The 21,494-nt window shown below is 71.6% G+C and carries 1 protein-coding gene and 13 pseudogenes; all 14 read left to right on the top strand.

Features of this window, described 5'->3' with window-relative positions; genetic code table 11:
* Positions 1–51: 51 nt before the first annotated feature.
* A pseudogene (locus tag ACT2CW_RS14545) lies at positions 52–9,834 on the top strand (type I polyketide synthase); the annotation flags it as partial.
* A gap of 30 nt (positions 9,835–9,864) precedes the next feature.
* Positions 9,865–10,671: pseudogene (locus ACT2CW_RS14540) on the top strand (beta-ketoacyl synthase N-terminal-like domain-containing protein); the annotation flags it as partial.
* Positions 10,672–10,701: 30 nt separating this feature from the next.
* Positions 10,702–11,046 (top strand): annotated as a pseudogene (locus ACT2CW_RS14535) (hypothetical protein); the annotation flags it as partial.
* Positions 11,047–11,058: 12 nt separating this feature from the next.
* Positions 11,059–11,448 (top strand): annotated as a pseudogene (locus tag ACT2CW_RS14530) (ketoacyl-synthetase C-terminal extension domain-containing protein); the annotation flags it as partial.
* A pseudogene (locus ACT2CW_RS14525) lies at positions 11,446–12,456 on the top strand (acyltransferase domain-containing protein); the annotation flags it as partial. The pseudogenes ACT2CW_RS14530 and ACT2CW_RS14525, both read left to right, overlap by 3 nt.
* A 57-nt stretch (positions 12,457–12,513) precedes the next feature.
* Positions 12,514–12,951, top strand: a pseudogene (locus ACT2CW_RS14520) (polyketide synthase dehydratase domain-containing protein); the annotation flags it as partial.
* Positions 12,952–13,464, top strand: a pseudogene (locus ACT2CW_RS14515) (polyketide synthase dehydratase domain-containing protein); the annotation flags it as partial. It abuts the pseudogene before it with no gap.
* Positions 13,462–13,989 (top strand): annotated as a pseudogene (locus ACT2CW_RS14510) (SpnB-like Rossmann fold domain-containing protein); the annotation flags it as partial. The pseudogenes ACT2CW_RS14515 and ACT2CW_RS14510, both read left to right, overlap by 3 nt.
* Positions 13,966–14,295 (top strand): annotated as a pseudogene (locus ACT2CW_RS14505) (alcohol dehydrogenase catalytic domain-containing protein); the annotation flags it as partial. The pseudogenes ACT2CW_RS14510 and ACT2CW_RS14505, both read left to right, overlap by 24 nt.
* A 6-nt stretch (positions 14,296–14,301) precedes the next feature.
* Positions 14,302–19,047 (top strand): annotated as a pseudogene (locus tag ACT2CW_RS14500) (type I polyketide synthase); the annotation flags it as partial.
* Positions 19,048–19,560 (top strand): annotated as a pseudogene (locus tag ACT2CW_RS14495) (polyketide synthase dehydratase domain-containing protein); the annotation flags it as partial.
* Positions 19,546–20,127: pseudogene (locus tag ACT2CW_RS14490) on the top strand (SpnB-like Rossmann fold domain-containing protein); the annotation flags it as partial. The pseudogenes ACT2CW_RS14495 and ACT2CW_RS14490, both read left to right, overlap by 15 nt.
* Positions 20,101–20,700, top strand: a pseudogene (locus tag ACT2CW_RS14485) (SDR family NAD(P)-dependent oxidoreductase); the annotation flags it as partial. The pseudogenes ACT2CW_RS14490 and ACT2CW_RS14485, both read left to right, overlap by 27 nt.
* Before the next feature lie 60 nt (positions 20,701–20,760).
* Positions 20,761–21,483, top strand: a complete 723-nt coding sequence (locus ACT2CW_RS14480; protein WP_445517018.1) for a phosphopantetheine-binding protein — start codon at positions 20,761–20,763, stop codon at positions 21,481–21,483.
* Positions 21,484–21,494 lie beyond the last annotated feature (11 nt).

The following is a 21,494-nucleotide window of genomic DNA, read 5'->3' as shown; positions in this document are numbered from 1 at the left end:
AGTCCAGCACCGCGTTGAGAGGGCCGTCCTGTGGAGAATGAAGAGAAACTTCGTCATTACCTCAAAGAGGTCACGAAGGATCTGCGGCAGACTCGCCAGCGCTTGCAGGACGTCGAGGCCAAGAGCCACGAGCCCATCGCGATCGTCGGCATGAGCTGCCGTTTCCCCGGTGGCGTCGCAACGCCGGAAGCGCTGTGGGACCTGGTGCGCGAGGGCGGCGACGCGGTGTCGGAGTTCCCGGCCGACCGCGGATGGGACACGGAGGGCCTCTACGACCCCGCGGGCGGCTCCGGGAAGTCGGTCACCCGCCACGGCGGCTTCCTGCGCGGCGTCGCCGATTTCGACGCCGCGCTCTTCGGGATCTCTCCCCGTGAGGCCCTCGCGATGGACCCGCAGCAGCGGCTGATGCTGGAGACCGCCTGGGAGGCGTTCGAGCGGGCCGGTGTCAACCGTGACGCGGTGCGGGGCAGCCGGACCGGGGTGTTCATCGGCACCAACGGCCAGGACTACGCGACACTGCTCAGCGCTGCCCGGGACGATGTGCAAGGCCACCTCGGCACGGGCAGCGCGGCCAGTGTGCTCTCGGGGCGGATCGCCTATACCTTCGGCCTCGAAGGGCCGACGGTCACCGTGGACACCGCGTGCTCGTCCTCACTGATCGCCCTGCACCTGGCCGTCCAGGCACTGCGCAACGGGGAGTGCGAGCTGGCGCTGGCGGGCGGCGTCACGGTGATGACGACGACGAACACCTTCGTCGAGCTGTCCAAGCAGGGCGGGCTGGCCCCGGACGGCCGGTCCAAGGCGTTCGCGGCGGCGGCGGACGGCACCGGCTGGGGTGAGGGCGCCGGGATGCTGCTGGTGGAGCGGCTGTCCGACGCCGAACGGCACGGTCACCCGGTGCTTGCGGTGGTGCGTGGCACCGCCGCCAACCAGGACGGCGCGTCAAATGGGCTGACCGCGCCCAACGGGCCCTCGCAGCGCCGGGTCATCCGCGCGGCGTTGTCCAACGCCCAGCTGTCCACAGGCGATGTCGACGTGGTGGAGGCACACGGCACCGGCACCCGGCTCGGCGACCCGATCGAGGCACAGGCCCTGCTGGACACCTACGGCCAGGGCCGGGACCGGCCGCTGTGGCTCGGATCGGTCAAGTCGAACCTGGGACACACCCAGGCCGCCGCGGGTGTCGCCGGGGTCATCAAGATGGTGCTCGCCATGCGCCACGGTGTGCTGCCGCGTACCCTGCACGTGGACGAACCGACCCCGCATGTGGACTGGTCCGCCGGGGCGGTGCGGCTGCTCACCGAGCGGACCCCGTGGCCGGAGGAGACCGACCGGCCGCGCAGGGCCGGGGTGTCCGCCTTCGGAGTGAGCGGCACCAACGCCCATGTGATCGTGGAGCAGGCCCCGGAGGCCGAGCCCATCGAGCCGCCCCGGACCGAACCGGTGACGGTGCCCTGGGTGCTCTCGGGCCAGGGCGAGGCCGGTCTGCGGGCGTTCGCGGCCCGGCTCGCCGACGTGGCCACCGAAGCGCACCCCGGCGACCTGGGATGGACCCTGGCCACCACCCGCTCGGCGCTGCCGCACCGTGCGGTGGTCATCGGATCCACCCCGGAGGAACTGCGGAGCGGCCTCGCGGCGGTGGCCGCCGGAGAGCCGGCCTCGAACGTGGTGGAGGGAGTGGCCGGCTCCGACACCGGCGTGGTCTTCGTCTTCCCGGGGCAGGGCTCGCAGTGGGCCGGTATGGCCGTGGAACTGCTGGACTCCTCCCCGGCCTTCGCCCGCCGGTTCGCCGAATGCGCCCGTGCCCTGGAGACACACCTCGACTGGTCCATCGAGGACGTGGTGCGCTCCGCGCCCGGTGCGCCCTCGCTCGACCTCATCGAGGTCGTCCAGCCGGTCCTGTTCACCATGATGGTGTCCCTCGCCGAGCTGTGGGCCTCCTACGGGGTCACTCCATCGGCCGTGGTCGGCCACTCCCAGGGCGAGATCGCGGCGGCCTGTGTGGCCGGGGCGCTGTCGTTGGAGGACGCGGCCAAGGTGGTGGTGTTGCGCAGCCGCCTCTTCGCCGAAACGCTGGTGGGCAACGGCGCCATCGCCTCGGTCGCCCTTCCGGCGGAACAACTGGCCACCCGGATCGAGCCGTGGGGCGAGCGCCTCGTGGTGGCCGGGGTGAACGGGCCCGCGGCTGCCACGGTGGCCGGTGACCACCAGAGCCTCGAGGAGTTCGTCGCAGCGTGCGCGGCGGACGGCGTACGCGCCCGCGTCGTGCCCGCCACCGTGGCCTCCCACGGCCCGCAGGTGGAACCGCTGCGGGAACGGCTGCTCGCCCTGCTGGCCGACGTGGCGCCACGCCAGTCCACCGTCCCGTTCTACTCCACGGTGACCGGCGGACTCCTGGACACCACCCAACTCGACGCGGACTACTGGTTTTGGAACGCCCGTAAGCCGATCGACTTCCTCGGCGCGCTCCGGGCGCTGTTCGCCGACGGCCACCGCGTCTTCGTGGAATCGAGCACCCACCCCGCCCTGACCATGGGGATCCAGGACACCGCGGACGCCTCCGGCGAGTCCGTGGAGGTCACCGGCTCGCTGCGGCGTGGCGAGGGCGGGCTCGCCCAGTTCCACTCGGCCGTGGCGCGGCTGCATGTGCACGGGGTACGGGTGGACTGGTCCGCGGCCTTCGAGGCGGCGCGGCGGGTGGAGCTGCCGACCTACCCCTTCCAGCGGGAGCGTTACTGGCTGACGCCCCGGCCCGGCCAGGGTGACGCCTCCGCCCTGGGGCTGGGCGCGCTCGACCATCCCCTGCTGGGGGCCACGGTCGTGCTGCCCGAGTCCGGCGGTTGCCTGCTCACCGGCCGGCTGTCCCTGGCCGGCCACCCCTGGCTGGCCGATCACGCCCTCTCCGGTGTGGTGTTGCTGCCGGGTACGGGGTTTGTGGAGTTGGTGTTGCAGGCGGGGTTGCGGTGGGGGTGTGGGGTGGTTGAGGAGTTGACTTTGGAGGGGCCGTTGGTGGTTCCGGAGCGGGGTGGGGTTGAGGTTCAGGTTGCGGTGGGTGGTGTGGATGGGGCGGGGTGTCGGTCGGTGTCGGTGTTTTCGTGTCGTGGGGGTGAGTGGGTTCGGCATGCGGTGGGTGTGCTGGGGGTGGGTGATGGTGTGGTGCCGGGGGTGGAGGTGTGGCCGCCGGTGGGTGCGGAGCGGGTTGGGGTGGAGGGGGTTTATGGGGTGTTGGCGGAGCGGGGGTATGTGTATGGGCCGGTGTTCCAGGGGCTGCGGGACGCTTGGCGTCGGGGGGACGAAGTCTTCGTCGAGGTGGAGATACCGGCGGAGGCGCGGGGCGATGCGGCTCGCTGCGCGATCCATCCCGCGCTGCTCGACGCCGCGCTCCACGGGGTGCGATTCGGCGACTTCGTATCCGACGACGACCAGGCTTATGTGCCGTTCTCCTGGACCGGCGTCACGCTGCACGCGGTCGGTGCGACGGCCCTGCGCGTCACACTGTCCCCGGCAGGACACGACGCGTTCGCCCTCCGGGCCACGGACACCACCGGTGCGCCGGTTCTGTCGGCACGCTCTCTGGCCCTGCGACCGGTCTCCGCCCAGCAGCTGAACGACACGCGGGGCAGCAGGACTGACGCCCTCCATCGGGTGGAGTGGGTGGACGCGCCTGGAACCGTGGCGGTAGGGGGCGAGGTGGCACCGCGCACCGAGGTGGTGCGGGTCGTCTCCGACGGTCCGGATGTGGTGGGTGAGGCGTACCGGCATGTGCTTGAGGTTCTGGAGCGGGTGCGGGCGTGGGTGGCGGATGAGGATCTGGCGGGTGAGCGGTTGGCGGTGGTGACGCGGGGCGCCGCCGACGCGGGTGATGGTGTGGAGGACCTGGCCGGGGCCGCGGTGTGGGGCCTGGTGCGGTCCGCGCAGTCGGAGCACCCGGGGCGTCTGGTGCTCGTGGACACCGATGACCTGGACGGGGTCGACAGTCTGCTTCCCGGGGTGCTGGCTCTGGGCGAGGAGCAGGTGCTGGTGCGGTCGGGTGCGGTGCGGGTGCCGCGTCTGGGCCGGGTGCCGGCGCCGGTGTCGGATGAGGTGTCGGGTGGGTTCGGTTCTGGTGCGGTGTTGGTGACGGGTGGCACTGGTGTGCTGGGTGGTTTGGTGTCGCGGCATCTGGTGGCGCGGCATGGGGTGAGCAGGCTGGTGCTGCTGTCGCGTCGTGGTGCGGAGGCCGAAGGCGCTGCGGAGTTGCGGAGGGAGCTGGAGGCCGCGGGCGCCGAGGTGGTGATCGTGGCATGTGACGCCGCGGATCGTCAGGCGCTGGCGGGTGCGGTGTCTGGGCTGCCGGCGGACTTTGCCTTGAGCGGTGTGGTGCATGCGGCGGGTGTGCTGGATGACGGGTTGCTCACGTCGCTGACGCGTGAGCGGGTCGAGCCGGTGTTGCGGGCGAAGGTGGACGCGGCGTGGAATCTGCATGAGCTGACCACGGGCATGGATCTGTCGGCGTTTGTGCTGTTCTCATCCGCGGCGGGTGTTCTGGGCAACGCGGGCCAGGGCAGCTATGCGGCGGCGAACGGGTTCCTGGACGCGCTGGCGGCTCATCGGCGGGCGCGGGGACTGTCCGCGGTGTCGATCGCGTGGGGCTTCTGGGAAGAGCGCAGCGAACTGACCCAGCACCTGTCGGCCGACGATCTGGCGCGTGCCCACGCGGTGCCGATGCCCACTTCCCAGGCACTGGACCTGTTCGACGCGGCACTCGCCGCCCACGAGCCGATGGTGCTGGCCGCACCTCTCAACCCGCGGGCATGGTCGGACGCCGGCCATCTGCCTCCCGTCCTGCGCGACCTGGTCCAGCCGCGGATCCGGCGCGCGGCGGAGACAGCCGACGCCCCTGAATCGGCCTCCGCGCTCGGACACCGGCTGGCCACCGTGGACCGCTCCGAGTGGGACCAGGTCGTACGCGAACTCGTGCGCAACCACATCGCGGCGGTGCTGCGCCATGCCTCCGCGGAGTCGGTCGACACCTCGCGGACCTTCCAGGAGATCGGCTTCGACTCGCTGACCGCCGTGGAACTGCGCAACCGGATCAGCGCCGCCACGGGCGTACGGCTGCCCGCCACCGCCGTGTTCGACTATCCGACACCGCAAGCGCTGGCCGAGTACCTGCTCGCCGAAGTCCTCGGAAAGGACAGCGCCGCCGCCGCGACACCCGTCGGAACGGCCCTCGTCGCCGACGATCCCATCGTCATCGTCGGAATGAGCTGCCGCTACCCCGGCGGGATCACCTCGCCGGAAGCACTGTGGGACCTGGTGCGCTCGGACGGCGATGCCATATCCGTCCTGCCGGCCGACCGAGGATGGGACCTGGACGGTCTCTACGACCCGGATCCGGACCGCACCGGTACGTCGTACGCCCGCAGCGGTGGATTCGTCTACGACGCGGCCGAGTTCGACGCCGCCTTCTTCGGGATCTCGCCGCGCGAGGCCGCCGCCATGGACCCGCAGCAGCGGCTGCTGCTGGAAACCTCGTGGGAGGCGTTCGAGCGCGCGGGCATCCCCGCCACCTCCGTCAAGGGCGAGCGGATCGGCGTGTTCACCGGGGTGATGCACCACGACTACCTCACCCGCCTGTCGACCACACCGGACGCTGTCGAGGGCTATCTGGGCACGGGCGCCGCAGCGGGCGTCGCCTCGGGCCGCGTGGCGTACACCTTCGGGCTCGAGGGCCCGGCGGTCACCGTGGACACCGCCTGCTCGTCGTCGCTGGTGGCCCTGCACCTCGCCGTACAGGCGCTGCGCCTCGGCGAGTGCTCGCTCGCGCTGGCCGGTGGTGTGACGGTGATGTCCACGCCGACCGTCTTCGTGGAGTTCTCCCGTCAACGCGGACTCGCGCCGGACGGCAGGTGCAAGGCGTTCGCGGGAGCGGCGGACGGCACCGGCTTCGCCGAAGGCGTCGGGGTGCTGCTGGTCGAACGGCTCTCGGACGCACGGCGCAACGGACACCCCGTCCTGGCGGTGGTGCGGGGCAGTGCGGTGAATCAGGATGGTGCGTCGAATGGTTTGACGGCGCCGAATGGTCCGTCGCAGCAGCGGGTGATCCGGCAGGCGCTGGCGAGCGCGGGGCTCGCGGCCGGGGATGTCGATGCGGTGGAGGCGCACGGTACAGGCACGACGCTGGGTGATCCGATCGAGGCGCAGGCGTTGCTGGCCACCTATGGTCAGGGCCGGGATGCGGACCGGCCGTTGCTGCTGGGGTCGATCAAGTCGAATATCGGCCATACGCAGGCGGCCGCGGGTGTGGCTGGCGTGATCAAGATGGTGATGGCGATGCGGCATGGGGTGTTGCCGCGGAGTCTGCATATCGACGAGCCCACTTCGCACGTGGACTGGTCCACCGGAGCGGTGGAGCTGCTGAGCGAACAGACGGCATGGCCGGAGGCCGGGCGGCCCCGCCGGGCCGGTGTGTCGTCGTTCGGCATCAGCGGAACGAACGCGCACCTGATCCTCGAGCAGGCGCCGCTGCCGACGGCGGCGGAGCGGCCCGCTGACGCCGAGCCCGCTGACGCCGAGCGCGCTCCGGTCGAGCCCGTTCCGGTCGCGCCCGGCGACGCGGAGGCCGGCGACCTGGAGACCGCTCCGGCCGAGCCTGCCGCGGTGGTCCCGTGGATCGTCTCGGGACGCGACCGGCACGCCCTGCGCGCACAGGCGGAACGACTGCGCGCACACGTGGTGAGCCACCCTGCCCGGAGCGTTGCGGACATGGGTTTCTCGCTGCTGACCAGCCGCGCCGTGCTGGAGCACCGAGCGGTGGTACTCGGCGGTGACCATGCCGAACTGCTGGCCGGGCTGACGGCCCTGGCCCGGGACGAACCCGCACCTGGCGTGGTGGAGGCCCTGGACGCGGCCGAGCCGGGCCGCAAGGTGGTGTTCGTCTTCCCCGGTCAGGGGTCGCAGTGGGCCGGGATGGCGCTGGAACTGCTGGAGTCCTCGCCCGTGTTCGCACGGCGGATGGGCGAGTGCGCCGACGCCCTGGCCTCGCTGGTGGAGTGGTCGCTGCCGGACGTGCTGGCGGATGAGCGGGCGCTGGCCCGCGTCGACGTGGTGCAGCCGGTGCTGTGGGCGGTGATGGTGTCGCTGGCCGAGCTGTGGCGTTCGTACGGTGTGGTGCCGTCGGCGGTGGTGGGCCACTCGCAGGGTGAGATCGCTGCGGCGTGCGTAGCGGGCGGCCTGTCCCTGGCGGACGGGGCACGGGTGGTCGTGCTGCGCGGCAAGGCGCTGCTCGCCTTGTCGGGCCGGGGCGGAATGGTGTCCGTTCCGGTGCCCGCCGACCGGCTCCGTGACCGTCCGGGGTTGTCGGTGGCGGCGGTGAACGGCCCGTCCTCGACAGTGGTGTCCGGCGGCGACGAGGCGCTGGACGCCGTGCTGGCGGAGTTCCCGGCGGCCAAGCGCATCCCGGTGGACTACGCCTCCCACTCGCCCCAGATCGACGACATCCGGGACGAACTGCTGAAATCCCTGGCGCCGATCGAGCCGCGCACCGCGGCGATCCCCTTCCACTCCACGGTGACCGGACGGCCCATCGACACCGCCGACCTGGACGCGCACTACTGGTATCGCAATCTGCGCGAGACCGTGGAGCTCGAACGGGTCACCCGTGCGGTGATCGAGGACGGCCACCACACCTTCATCGAGATCAGCCCCCACCCGGTGCTGACCACGGGCCTGCGCGAAACACTCGACGACACGACGGACGCGCACGGCGGTCTCGTACTGGCCTCACTGCGCCGGGACGACGGTGGCCTCCCCCGCTTCCTCACCGCCTTGGCCGAGGCGTACGCACACGGCGTCGAGGTGGACTGGCTGCCGCTGTTCCCGGGCGCCCGCCGGGTGGATCTGCCGACGTACGCCTTCCAGCGCGAGCGCTACTGGCTGGACGCGCCCGCCGCCGAGGCTCCCACCAGCGCGATCGACGCGGAATTCTGGGCCGCCGTCGAGCGCGAGGACCTCGAGTCGCTCGCCGCGACGCTGCGCGTCGACGGGCAGCCGCTGCGCGAAGTGCTGCCCGCCCTGTCCCAGTGGCGGCGCGAACGCCGTGACGTCTCCACCATCGACTCATGGCGTTACACGATCCGGTGGAAGCCGCTCACCCCGCCCGCCACTTCGACCACCGGCACCTGGCTGGTCGTGGTCTCCCATGCCGAGGCCGGGCACGAGTGGGTCGCGGGGGTGACCGATGCGCTGACCCGACACGGCGCCGAGCCGCTCGTGGTCGTTCTTGGCGAGCCCGAACTGGACCGTGCCGCGCTGGCCGACCGGCTGGGCGGCGTACTGGCCGACGCCCCCAGGATCAGCGGTGTGGTGTCGCTGACTGCGTTGGACGAGAGCCCGCACCCCGCGTATCCCTCGGTCCCCCAGGGATACGCGATGACGCTGTTGCTCTCGCAGGCGCTCGGGGACGCCGGGGTGGAAGCTCCGCTGTGGTGCCTCACCCAGCGCGGCGTCTCGCTCGGCGATGCCGGAGGCAGTGACAGCGGCAGTGGCCGTGGCCGTGGCGACGGCACGGGCACGGGGAAGGGCAAGGGCGATGTGGCCCTCAGCCGGAAACAGGCCCTGACCTGGGGTCTCGGCAAGGTGATCGCCCTGGAACAGCCCCTGCGCTGGGGCGGTTTGATCGACCTGCCGGAGGGCGTGGCCCCGCAAGCCCAGGACCACCTTGCCGGTGTGCTGTCCGGCAGCTCGGACGAGGACCAGGTGGCGATCCGCCCGACGGGGCTCTTCGGCCGCAGGCTGGCCCACGCGCCGGCCCGCGAGCGCGGCGGGAGCTGGCAGCCCCGTGGCACCGTACTGGTCACCGGTGGTACCGGAGCGCTGGGCGGCCATGTCGCCCGGTGGCTGGCCGGACAGGGTGCTGAACACGTCGTGCTGACCAGTCGCCGGGGCATGGCCGCGCCCGGCGCCGAGCGGCTGGCCGGGGAGCTGGAGGCGCTCGGTGCCCGGGTGACGGTGGCGGCGTGCGACGTCGGTGACCGGGACGCCCTGGCCGGGCTGCTGGCCGAGATCGGTCCCCTGACCGCCGTGGTGCACACCGCGGCGGTGCTCGACGACGGCACGCTGAACTCGCTCACCACCGACCAGCTGGAACGCGTGCTGCGTGTCAAGACCGACGGCGCGGTGCATCTGCATGAACTGACGCGGGACATGGAGCTGTCCGCGTTCGTGCTCTTCTCCTCGCTGTCCGGCACTCTGGGCGCGCCCGGTCAGGGCAACTACGCACCCGGCCATGTCTTCGTGGACACGCTGGCCGAACAGCGGCGGGCCGAGGGCCTGGTGGCCACCTCCATCGCCTGGGGGCTGTGGGCCGGTGACGGCATGGGCGAGGGCGGCGTGGGCGACGTGGCCCGCCGGCATGGCGTACCGGAGATGGCACCGGAGATGGCGGTCGCCGCCATGGCACGCGCGGTCGAGCAGGACGACACCGTCGTCACGGTGGCGGAGATCGACTGGGACCGGCACTACGTCGCGTTCACGGCGACCCGCCCCAGCCCGCTGCTGTCCGACCTCCCCGAGGTGCGTGCGCTGGTCGACGCCGGAGTCGGCCAGGAGAGCGCCGACCCCGGCCACGAGCGCTCGGACTTCGCGGAGCGGCTCGCCGGGATGGCCGAGACTGACCGGAACCACGCGTTGCTGGACCTGGTCCGGCGCCATGTGGCGATCGTGCTCGGGCACACCGGCCCGGACGCGATCGACCCCGGCCGGGCCTTCCACGAGATCGGCTTCGACTCGGTCACCGCGGTCGAACTGCGCAACCGGCTCAACCGGGCCACCGGCCTACGGCTGCCCGCCACCGTGACGTTCGACCGGCCCACCCCGCTGGCGATGGCGCGGTACCTCCGCGCCGAACTGCTGCCCGACGCCCAGGACCGATCGGCCCCGGCCCTCCCGGCCCTCCCGGCCCTCCCGGCCCGTGCGACCGGCGCGGTGGACGACGAACCCATCGCGATCGTGGGGATGAGCTGCCGCTTCCCCGGGGATGTCGCGTCCCCCGAGGACCTGTGGCGCCTGCTCGCCGACGGCTCCGACGCCATCGGCGATTTCCCCGAGAACCGGGGCTGGGACACCGCCCACCTCTTCCACCCGGACCCCGACCACCGAGGCACCTCCTCCACCCGAGCGGCCGCGTTCCTCTCCGGTGCCGGTGAGTTCGACGCCGGATTCTTCGGGATCTCCCCGCGGGAAGCGGTGGCGATGGACCCGCAACAGCGGCTGCTGCTCGAAGTGTCATGGGAGGCGCTGGAGCGGGCCGGGATCGACCCCATGGCCCTGCGGGGCAGCGAGACCGGCGTGTTCACGGGGACGAACGGCCAGGACTACGCGTCGTTGCTGAAGGCGGACGAGACGGGTGACTTCGAGGGCCGGGTGGGTACCGGCAACTCGGCATCGGTCATGTCCGGCCGGATCTCCTACGTCCTCGGTCTCGAAGGCCCCGCGCTGACCGTGGATACGGCGTGTTCGTCGTCGCTGGTGGCATTGCACCTGGCGGTGCGGGCCCTGCGGTCGGGCGAGTGCTCACTGGCCCTGGCGGGCGGCGCGAGCGTCATGACGACCGCCGGCATCTTCGTGGAGTTCTCCCGTCAGCGCGCGTTGGCGGCCGATGGACGCTGCAAGGCGTTCGCAGCGGCGGCGGACGGCACCGGCTGGGGTGAGGGTGCCGGAATGCTGGTGGTGGAGCGGTTGTCGGATGCTGAGCGGCTTGGGCATCGGGTGTTGGCGGTGGTGCGTGGTAGTGCGGTGAATCAGGATGGTGCGTCGAATGGTTTGACGGCGCCGAATGGTCCGTCGCAGCAGCGGGTGATCCGGCAGGCGCTGGCGAACGCACAGCTGTCCACGGTGGACGTGGACGCGGTGGAGGCGCACGGTACGGGGACGACGCTGGGTGATCCGATCGAGGCGCAGGCGTTGCTGGCCACCTATGGTCAGGGCCGGGATGCGGATCGGCCGTTGCTGCTGGGGTCGATCAAGTCGAATATCGGTCATACGCAGGCGGCCGCGGGTGTGGCTGGTGTGATCAAGATGGTGTTGGCGCTGCGGCATGGGGTGTTGCCGCGGAGTCTGCACATCGACGCGCCCACTCCGCACGTGGACTGGTCCACCGGCGCGGTGGAGCTGCTGAGCGAACAGATGGCATGGCCGGAGAACACACGGCCCCGCCGCGCCGGGGTGTCCGCCTTCGGCGTGAGCGGCACCAACGCGCATGTGATTCTGGAGCAGGCCCCCGAGCCGACCGCCGAGCCCGAGTCCGAGCCCGAGTCCGGGTCCGGGTCCGGGCCCGAGTTCTCGCCGGAACGCGACGAACCGGGAGCCGTGCCGTGGGTGGTGACGGGTGCGAGCGAGGCCGGTGTCCGCGCACAAGCCGCGCGCCTCATGGCCTTCGTCGAGGACCGGCCGGAACTCCGCCCGATGGACATCGGCTGGTCGCTGGCCTCGACCCGCGCGGCCCTGTCACACCGTGCGGTGGTCGTGGGTGCTGACCGTACGGAACTGCTGCATGAGCTGGAGGCCGTGGCCAGTGGCAGCGCCACGGTCGGCGAGGCCCGTACGCGATCCGGGGTGGTGTTCGTCTTCCCGGGGCAGGGGTCGCAGTGGGTTGGGATGGCGTTGGAGCTGCTGGAGCATTCGCCGGTGTTCGCGGAGCGGCTGCGTGAATGCGCCGATGCGCTGGCTCCGTTCGTCGAGTGGTCGTTGTTCGATGTGCTGGGTGATGAGGTTGCGCTGAGCCGGGTTGATGTGGTGCAGCCGGTGTTGTGGGCGGTGATGGTGTCGTTGGCTGAGTTGTGGCGTTCGTTTGGTGTGGTGCCGTCGGTGGTGGTGGGTCATTCGCAGGGTGAGATTGCTGCGGCGTGTGTGGCGGGTGGTCTGTCGCTGGAGGACGGTGCTCGGGTGGTGGCCCTGCGGAGCAGGGCGCTGCTGGCTCTGTCGGGTCGGGGTGGGATGGTGTCGGTTCCGGTGCCTGCCGATCGGCTCCGTGACCGTCCCGGGCTGTCGGTGGCGGCGGTGAATGGTCCGGCGTCGACGGTGGTGTCCGGGGCGGTTGAGGTGCTGGATGGGGTGCTGGCGGAGTTCCCGGAGGCCAAGCGGATTCCGGTGGATTACGCCTCGCATTCGGTGCAGGTGGAGGGGATCCGGGAGGGGCTGGCGGAGGCGTTGGCGCCGGTCCGGCCGCGTGCGGGTGAGGTGCCGTTCTTTTCGACGGTGACCGGCCGGTTGATGGACACCGTTGAGTTGGATGCGGAGTACTGGTATCGGAATTTGCGTGAGACGGTGGAGTTCCGGTCCGCGATCGAGGGGCTGTTGGAGCTTGGCCATACGGTGTTTGTCGAGGCCAGCCCGCATCCGGTGCTGACCGTCGGCATCCAGGACACCGCCGACACCACCGACACCGACATCGTCGTAAGCGGATCGTTGCGCCGCGACGACGGCGGTCCCGTCCGTTTCCTCAGCAGCGTCGGCCGACTGTTCACCGAGGGTGTGCCCGTGGAGTGGCAGCCGGTGTTCGCCGCGACCGGAGCGCGGCAGGTCGATCTCCCGACCTATGCGTTCCAGCACGAATGGTTCTGGCTGGATCCGGTGCGCGGCGCGAGTGATGTGGGCGGCGCGGGCCTCGCCGGTCTCGCTCACCCCTTGGTGAGCGCGATGTTGCCCCTGCCCGAATCCGATGGCTGTGTGCTGACCGGCTCGCTCTCCTCGGCCACCCATCCTTGGCTGCGTGACCACGCCGTACTGGACAAGGTGTTGCTGCCGGGCACCGGGTTCGTGGAACTGGCCCTTCAGGCCGGAGTGCACCTGGGCTGCCGGACGCTGGATGAGCTGACGCTACAGGCGCCGCTCGTGCTGCCCGCGCACGGAGACGTACAGATTCAGGTGGCGGTCGGCGGACCGGACGACAGCGGCAGGCGACCGGTCACGGTGTACTCCAGGCCGGGCCAGGACCGGACCTGGATACGGCACGCCACCGGCAGCATCAGCCCCGGCGGCGAAGCGGCCACCGTGGAACGGGCGGTGTGGCCCCCGACCGGCGCCACACCGGTTGACCTCACCGATGTCTACGCTGAGATGAGCACACGCGGCTACGCATATGGACCCGTTTTCCAGGGGCTGCGCGCCGCATGGCGGCGTGGCGACGAGGTGTTCGCCGAGGTGGTCCTGCCCGAGACGGCCGAGAGCGACGCGGGCCGTTGCGCCATCCACCCCGCCCTGCTCGACGCCGCCCTGCACGGCGCCGGACTGGGCGCGTTCGTGGCCGAACCAGGCCGACCGCACCTTCCGTTCGCCTGGACCGGTGTCACTCTGCACGCTGTCGGTGCCACCACCTTGCGGGTCGTTCTGTCGCCCGCCGGGCCGGACACCATCTCGCTCCTGGCCATGGACGGCACGGGTGCTCCGGTGCTGACGGCGGACTCCCTGGCCCTGCGCCCGGTGTCCGAGGGCGGGCTCGGCGGCTCCCACGACGACTCGCTGTTCCGCGTGGACTGGACCGAGCTCACCCTGGACGCCTCGGACGCCTCGGACACCTCGGATGAAGTCGCCTTCCCCGCCGTCGAGTCCGTGGCCCAGCTGACCGGGCTGATAGCGCCCCAGCTCGTACACGGGGCCGTGGTGTTCAGTCTTTCCACCGCGGTGACCACAGGAGGTGCCGCCGAGGAGAGCCCGGAGGACGTGTACGCGCTCACCAGCCGCGTCCTCGAGGTCACGCAGGCGTGGCTGGCGGACGACCGCTTCGGGGACGCCCGCCTCGTCGTGGTGACGCGGGGCGCGGTCGCGACCACGCCCGGCGAAGACCCGGAGAGCCTGGCCGCCGCCGCGGTCTGGGGCCTCATCCGCACCGCGCAGACCGAGAACCCCGGCCGTTTCGTACTCGTGGACACGGTGGACGAGGATCCGTCGGCGTTGCCGGCGGTGCTCGCCACCGATGAGCCGCAGGTGGCGGTCCGGGCGGGGAAGGCGCTGGTGCCCAGGCTGGTACGGGCCGCCTCGTCGGCGTTGCCGGTTCCGGCTGGGACGGACACCTGGAGGCTGGAGACCGGCGGCCAGGACACGCTGGAAAACCTGGCCCTCGCGCCCTGCGCGGAGGCGTCCAGGCCACTGGCCGCGGACGAGATCCGGGTGGCCGTGCACGCGGCCGGGGTCAACTTCCGTGACGTACTGCTCGCCCTGGGGATGTACCCGGACAAGGCCGGTCTGCTGGGCAGCGAAGCCGCCGGAACGGTGCTGGAGATCGGTTCCGGAGTGGCGGGAGTGGCCCCCGGGGATCGGGTGATGGGTCTGTTCTCCGGCGCCTTCGGACCGGTGGCGATCACGGATCACCGGCTGGTGGCGCCGATCCCGGAGGGGTGGTCCTTCCCGCAGGCCGCCGCCACCCCGATCCCCTTCCTCACCGCGATGTACGCCTTGGTCGACCTGGCCGATGTGCGGAGCGGCGAGTCGGTGCTGGTGCACGCGGCGGCCGGTGGCGTCGGGATGGCGGCAGTGCAGGTGGCGCGCCGGCTGGGCGCCGAGGTGTTCGCCACCGCGAGCCCGGCCAAGTGGGACGCGGTGCGCGCATGCGGGGTCGCCCCGCGGCGGATCGCCTCCTCCCGCTCGCCGGAGTTCGCGGACCACTTCCGCTCGGACGCACCGGACGGCGTGGATGTCGTACTCAACTCGCTGACCGGTGAACTCCTCAACGCGTCCCTCGGACTGCTGCGTCCCGGTGGACGGCTGATCGAGATGGGCAGGACCGATCTCCGGGACGCCGAGGAGGTCATGGCGCGCCACGGTGTGTCATACCGGGCCTTCGAACTGCTCGACGCCGGACCCGACCGGATCGGCCAACTGCTCACCGAGCTGCTCTCCCTGTTCCACCAAGGTGTGTTCACCCCGCTGCCACTGCGCGTCCAGGACGTACGGCAGGCCAGTGATGCCTTCCGCCACCTCTCCCAGGCGCGCCACATCGGCAAGCTGGCCCTCACCATCCCGCGACCGCTGTCCGGCGGCACCGCACTGATCACCGGGGGCACCGGGACACTGGGCGGTCTGGTGGCTCGCCATCTGGTGCGGGAGCACGGAGTGACGGACCTGGTGCTGGCGGGGCGTCGTGGTGACACCGCTCCGGGCGCGGCCGAGCTGGTCGCCGAGCTGGAGGCCGCCGGGGCGCGGGTGTGGGTGGTCGCATGCGATGTGTCGGACCGGGACGCCACCGCCGCACTCGTCGCCTCGCTGCCGGACCTGCGGAGTGTGGTGCACACGGCCGGTGTCCTCGACGACGCCGTCATCGGGTCGCTCACCCCGGAGCGGCTGCGGACGGTGCTGCGTCCCAAGGCGGACGCCGCATGGCATCTGCATGAACTGACCCGGGACCGGGACCTGGCCGAGTTCGTGGTGTTCTCCTCGGCGGCCGGAGTACTCGGTGGCCCAGGGCAGGGCAATTACGCGGCGGCCAACGCCTTCCTGGACGCACTGGCCGCGCACCGCCGGGCACAGGGACTGCCCGCGACCTCCCTGGCCTGGGGCTTCTGGGAGCAACGCAGCGGGCTGACCGAACACCTGACCACCGACCGGCTCGCCCGAGCCGGCGTCCTGCCGCTGTCCACCGACGAGGGGCTGGCCCTCTTCGACGCCGCCCGCGCGACCGGCGACACCCTCCTGGTGCCGATGCGTTACGAACCGTCCTCGCAGGGCCCTGAGCCGGTACCCGCCTTGCTGCGTGGCCTCGTACGCGTTCCGCTCGCCCGTGCGCTCCCGGGCCCGGCCGATGGTGCGGGCAACGGTGTGGCTGAGGGCCTCGCAGGGCTGGCGGCGGACGAACGCCTCGGCGCCCTGCTCGACCTGGTCCGCCGGGAGGCGGCGGCTGTGCTCGGCCACGGCGGTCCGGAATCCGTGACACCCCAGCGGCCGTTCAAGGAACTCGGCTTCGACTCGCTCTCCGCGGTGGAACTGCGCAACCGACTGCGCACGGCCACCGGCCGACGGTTGCAGGCCACCCTCATCTTCGACCACCCCACTCCGGCCGCGCTCGCACACCACCTCGACGCCGAGCTGTTCGGCGCCACCGACGTGGCGGCGCCCGTACCGCCACCGGCGGTCGCGCACCCGGCCGACGAACCGATCGCCATCGTCGGCATGAGCTGCCGGCTCCCCGCCGGGGTGGACTCCCCGGAGGCGCTGTGGAAGCTGCTGGTGAGCGGCACGGATGCGATATCGGAGCTGCCGCAGGACCGTGGCTGGGACCTGGACGCGCTCTACGACCAGGACCCGAGCCGGTCCGGCACGACATACGCCAGGACCGGTGGCTTCCTGAAGAACGCGGCGGACTTCGACGCGGGATTCTTCACCATCTCCCCCCGAGAGGCGCTGGCCGCGGATCCCCAGCAACGGCTGTGGCTCGAGGCGTGCTGGGAAGCCTTCGAACGCGCCGGTATCGATCCGCTCGCCCTGAAGGGCACCCGCACCGGGGTGTTCGCGGGTGCCGCTTCGACGACGTACGGCGCGGGCCAGGCCGCCACCCCGGACGGCTCCGAGGGGTACCTGCTCACCGGGAACTCCACCTCCGTGATCTCCGGCCGCGTGGCCTACACCCTCGGCCTCGAAGGCCCCGCCGTCACCGTGGACACCGCGTGCTCGTCCTCGCTGGTCAGCGTGCACTGGGCGTGTGAGTCCCTGCGCCGGGGCGAAAGCACACTGGCGCTGGCGGGCGGTGTGGCGGTGATGACGACACCGGACCTGCTGGTCGAATTCTCCCGTCAGCGCGGACTCGCACCGGACGGGCGGTGCAAGTCGTTCGCCGCCGCCGCTGACGGCACCGGGTTCGCCGAAGGCGCCGGGGTGCTCGTCCTGGAACGGCTCTCCGACGCGGAGCGTAACGGCCACCAGGTGCTGGCGGTGATCCGTGGCTCCGCCGTCAACCAGGACGGTGCGTCCAACGGCCTGACCGCACCGAATGGTCCGTCGCAGCAGCGGGTGATCCGGCAGGCGCTGGCGAGCGCGGGGTTGTCGGCGTCGGATGTGGATGCGGTGGAGGCGCACGGTACGGGTACGACGCTGGGCGACCCCATCGAGGCGCAGGCTCTGCTGGCCACCTACGGCCAGGACCGGGATCCGGATCGGCCGCTGCTGCTGGGCTCCGTGAAGTCCAACATCGGGCACACCCAGGCGGCCGCGGGCGCCGCCGGACTCATCAAGATGGTTCTGGCGCTGCGCAACGGCGTACTGCCGCGCACCCTGCACGTCGACGAGCCCTCCCCGCACGTCGACTGGTCCGCCGGGGCCTTGGAGCTGCTGACCGAGCAGACCGCGTGGCCCGACCGGGACCACCTGCGCCGGGCCGGGGTGTCCGCGTTCGGAGTGAGCGGCACCAACGCCCATGTGATCCTCGAACAGGCCCCGGAGCCGGATGAGAACGGCGAACCGGACACCGTCCGGTCGGGGTTGCCCGCGGTGCCCTGGGTGCTGTCGGGCGCGGGAGCGGGCGGGCTGCGAGCCCAGGCCCAGCGGCTGGCGTCCTTCGTGCGCGAGAACCCCGAGCTCGACCCCGTGGACGTGGGCTGGTCCCTGGTCGCGACCCGCGCTGCCCTGTCGCACCGAGCCGTCGTCGTGGGCGCGGACCGTACGGAACTGCTGCGCGAGCTGGCCGCGGTGGAATCCGTGGGCGCCGCCGAGGCGGGGCGCGAAGTGGTGTTGGTCTTCCCGGGGCAGGGGTCGCAGTGGGTTGGGATGGCGTTGGAGCTGCTGGAGCATTCGCCGGTGTTTGCGGAGCGGATGCGTGAATGCGCGGATGCGCTCGGGCCGTTCGTCAAGTGGTCGCTGCCGGACGTGCTGGCGGATGAGCGAGCGCTGGCACGGGTTGATGTGGTGCAGCCGGTGTTGTGGGCGGTGATGGTGTCGTTGGCTGAGTTGTGGCGTTCGTTTGGTGTGGTGCCGTCGGTGGTGGTGGGTCATTCGCAGGGTGAGATTGCTGCGGCGTGTGTGGCGGGTGGGTTGTCGTTGGGGGACGGTGCTCGTGTGGTGGCTTTGCGGAGCAGGGCGTTGCTGGCTCTGTCGGGTCGGGGTGGGATGGTGTCGGTTCCGGTGCCCGCTGACCGGCTGCGGGGTCGTGCGGGGTTGTCGGTGGCGGCGGTGAACGGTCCGGCGTCGACGGTGGTGTCCGGCGCCGTTGAGGAGCTGGAAGCGGTGCTGGAGGAGTTCCCGGAGGCCAAGCGGATCCCGGTGGATTATGCGTCGCATTCGGCGCAGGTGGAGGGGATCCGGGAGGGGCTGGCGGAGGCGTTGGCGCCGGTGCGTCCGCGTGCGGGTGAGGTGCCGTTCTTTTCGACGGTGACTGGGCGGTTGATGGACACCGTTGAGTTGGATGCGGAGTACTGGTATCGGAATTTGCGTGAAACGGTGGAGTTCCGGTCCGCGATCGAGGGGCTGCTGGAGCTTGGCCATACGGTGTTCGTCGAGGCCAGTCCGCATCCGGTGCTGACCGTCGGCATCCAGGACACCGCCCACGCGATGGACACCCCCATCGTGGCCGTCGGTTCGCTCCGCCGGGATGAGGGAGGCGCCCGACGCTTCCTGACATCACTGGCCGAGGTGTCCGTCCGCGGTGTCGAGGTCAACTGGCAGACGGCCTTCGACGGCACCGGCGCTCGGCGAGTCGACTTGCCCACCTACGCGTTCCAGCGCGAGCGGTTCTGGCTGGTGCCGTCGACGGGCACGGGCGACGCGTCCGGGCTGGGCCTGGGCGCCGTTGACCATCCGCTGCTGGGCGCGGCGGTGCCCCTCCCGGACGCGGACGGCTGTGTGCTGACCGGTGCGCTGTCACTGGCCGGGCAGCCATGGCTGGCCGACCACTCCGTCCTCGGCATGGTCCTGCTGCCGGGCACCGCCTTCGTGGAGCTCGCGTTGCAGGCGGGGGTGCGGTTCGGCTGCGACACTCTGGAAGAGCTGACGTTGCATGAGCCGCTCGTCCTGCCCGAGCGGGAGACCGTGCAGCTCCAGGTGTCGGTCGGAGGCTCGGACGACCTCGGGGGTCGTCCCGTCACGGTGTTCTCCCGCTGTGAGGGTGACTGGATACGCCACGCCGGAGGCACCCTGCGGGTGGGCGAGCGTGGCGATCCGCCCGCGAATCCGTCGGCCTGGCCACCGGCCGATGCCCGGCCGGTCGATGTCGCCGAGTTGCACACGACGATGGCCGAGCGGGGCTATCAGTACGGCCCCGCCTTTCAGGGGCAGCGGAAGGCATGGATCCGGGACAGCGAAGTGTTTCTCGACGTCGCGTTGCCCGAGCAGGTGCGGGGCGACGCCGCCCGCTGCGGAGTGCATCCCGCGTTGCTGGACGCGGCCCTGCATGGCATCGGCCTCGGCGCCTTCGTCAGCGAACCGGGCCAAGCCCATCTCCCCTTCTCCTGGAGCGGGGTGACCCTGCACGCGGTGGGCGCCACCGCCGTGCGGGTGACGCTCAGCCCGGCCGGTCCGGACACGGTGGCCATCCGGATCGCGGACACCCTCGGGGCGCCCGTGCTGTCCATCGACGCGCTGGCGATGCGTCCGCTCGCGGAGCAGCGACTGCTCGAGGCGGGCGGCAGTCGCGGCGATGCGCTGTTCCGGCTGGAGTGGAAGGAGCTTCCCGTTCCCACGGGGGCCACCGGCCCGCGGGCTCTGTCCTGGGGTCTGCTGGGCGGCCACGACGAGCCTCGGCTGACCGCGGCGCTGACCGCGGCCGGTGTGTCGCCACAACGCCATCGGGACCTCGCCTCCATCGACCAGGTGCCGGATGTGCTGGTCCTGTCGTGTCCGCCCGAGGCGGATGGCGGCGGTCCGGCTCCGGAAGCGGCCTCGTCCGCCCTCCGCCGAGTGCTGGGAGTGGTGCGGGAGTGGCTCGGGGACGCGCGGTACACCGATGCCCGCCTGATGGTGCTCACCCGCCGTGCGGTGGCCACATCCACCGGTGACGGCGTGGAGGATCTGGCGGCGGCCGCCGTACGGGGGCTCCTGCGCACCGTACAACAGGAGAACCCCGACCGGCTCGTCGTGATCGACCATGACGACTCGGACCTTGCGGTGCTCCCCGCAGCGCTCGCGACAGGGGAACCCGAAGTGGCCATCCGGGCCGGTACGGTGCTGGTGCCCAGGCTGGTCAAGGCGGCCGCACCGGACGGTAAAGCCCCCGTCTGGGACGCCGGCACCGTGCTGATCACCGGCGGGACGGGGACACTCGGCGGCCTGGTCGCCCACCATCTGGTGACCACTCATGGCGCGCGTGACCTGGTGCTCGCCAGTCGCGGCGGGGCCACCGCGCCCGGCGCCATGGAACTGGCCACCGAACTGGAGGCGCTCGGCGCCCGCATCCGCGTCGCCGCCTGCGATGTGGCCGATCGTGCCCAGTTGACCGCCCTGCTGGACACCATTCCGGCGCTGCGCGCCGTCGTCCACACCGCCGGTGTGGTGGACGACGGTGTCATCGGCTCGATGACCGAAAAACGCGTGGAAACCGTCCTACGGCCGAAGGCGAACGCGGCGTGGCACCTGCACGAGCTGACCCGCCGACTGGACCTGGACGCGTTCGTCCTGTTCTCCTCCGCCACCGGTGTGCTGGGCAGCGCGGGACAGGGCAACTACGCCGCGGCCAACGCCTTTCTCGACGCGCTGGCCGTGCACCGGCGGGCCCAGGGGCTCCCCGCGGTATCGGTGGCATGGGGCCTGTGGGAGCGGCGCAGTGGCCTGACCGCACATCTGTCGGAGCAGGACGTGGCCCGTATGACCAGCACGGGCGCCGTTCCCCTCTCCGACGAACGCGGTCTCGAGCTGTTCGACGCCGCGTGCCGGAGTGGCGAACCCACACTCGTGGCCACCCCGTTGCACCTTCGTGCGGTGGCGGCCACCGGTACGGTGCCGCCCGTGCTCAGCGCGCTGGCACCGACCCCGCCACGCCGGGCCGTCGAGGCCGGTGACGGTGGGGTGGCCCTACGGCAGAGCCTTGCCGAGATGTCGGGCGCGGAACAGAGCCAGACCGTCCTGGGGCTGGTACGCGGGGAGGTCGCCGCCGTGCTGCGGCACCCGGACGCGTCGGCGATCGACACGGCGCGGACCTTCCAGGAGATCGGCTTCGACTCGCTGACCGCGGTGGAGCTGCGTAACCGGCTGGGCGCCACCACCGGAATCAGGCTGGCCGCGACCGCGATCTTCGACTATCCGACACCTGCCACGCTGGCGGAGCACCTGCTCGGCGCGATCGTGCCGGAGGCGGCCGACCCGATCGCGGCCCGGCTCAGCGAGCTGGACAAGGTGGCCGCCATGATTTCGACGATGGCCGAGGACGACACCCTGCGCGAGCAACTGTCCTCGCGGATGGAGACCATCGTCGCGATGTGGGCCGACCTGCACCGTCCGGAGCGGCCGGACGCGGTCGAGGGGGACCTCGAATCCGCCTCGCTCGACGACATGTTCGGAATCATCGACCAGGAACTCGATGGGTCATGAGCAGCGAGAAC

It is taken from the genome of Streptomyces sp. NEAU-174 (genome assembly GCF_052665095.1).
Note: the sequence above shows the minus strand (reverse complement) of the source record. Positions and strands in the feature narration are given on the sequence as shown.

What these genes read in the sequence shown, in the direction of transcription:
- ACT2CW_RS14480 (WP_445517018.1), top strand. Translation starts at nt 20,761, where the DNA reads ATGACCAGCACGGGCGCCGTTCCCCTCTCCGACGAACGCGGTCTCGAG.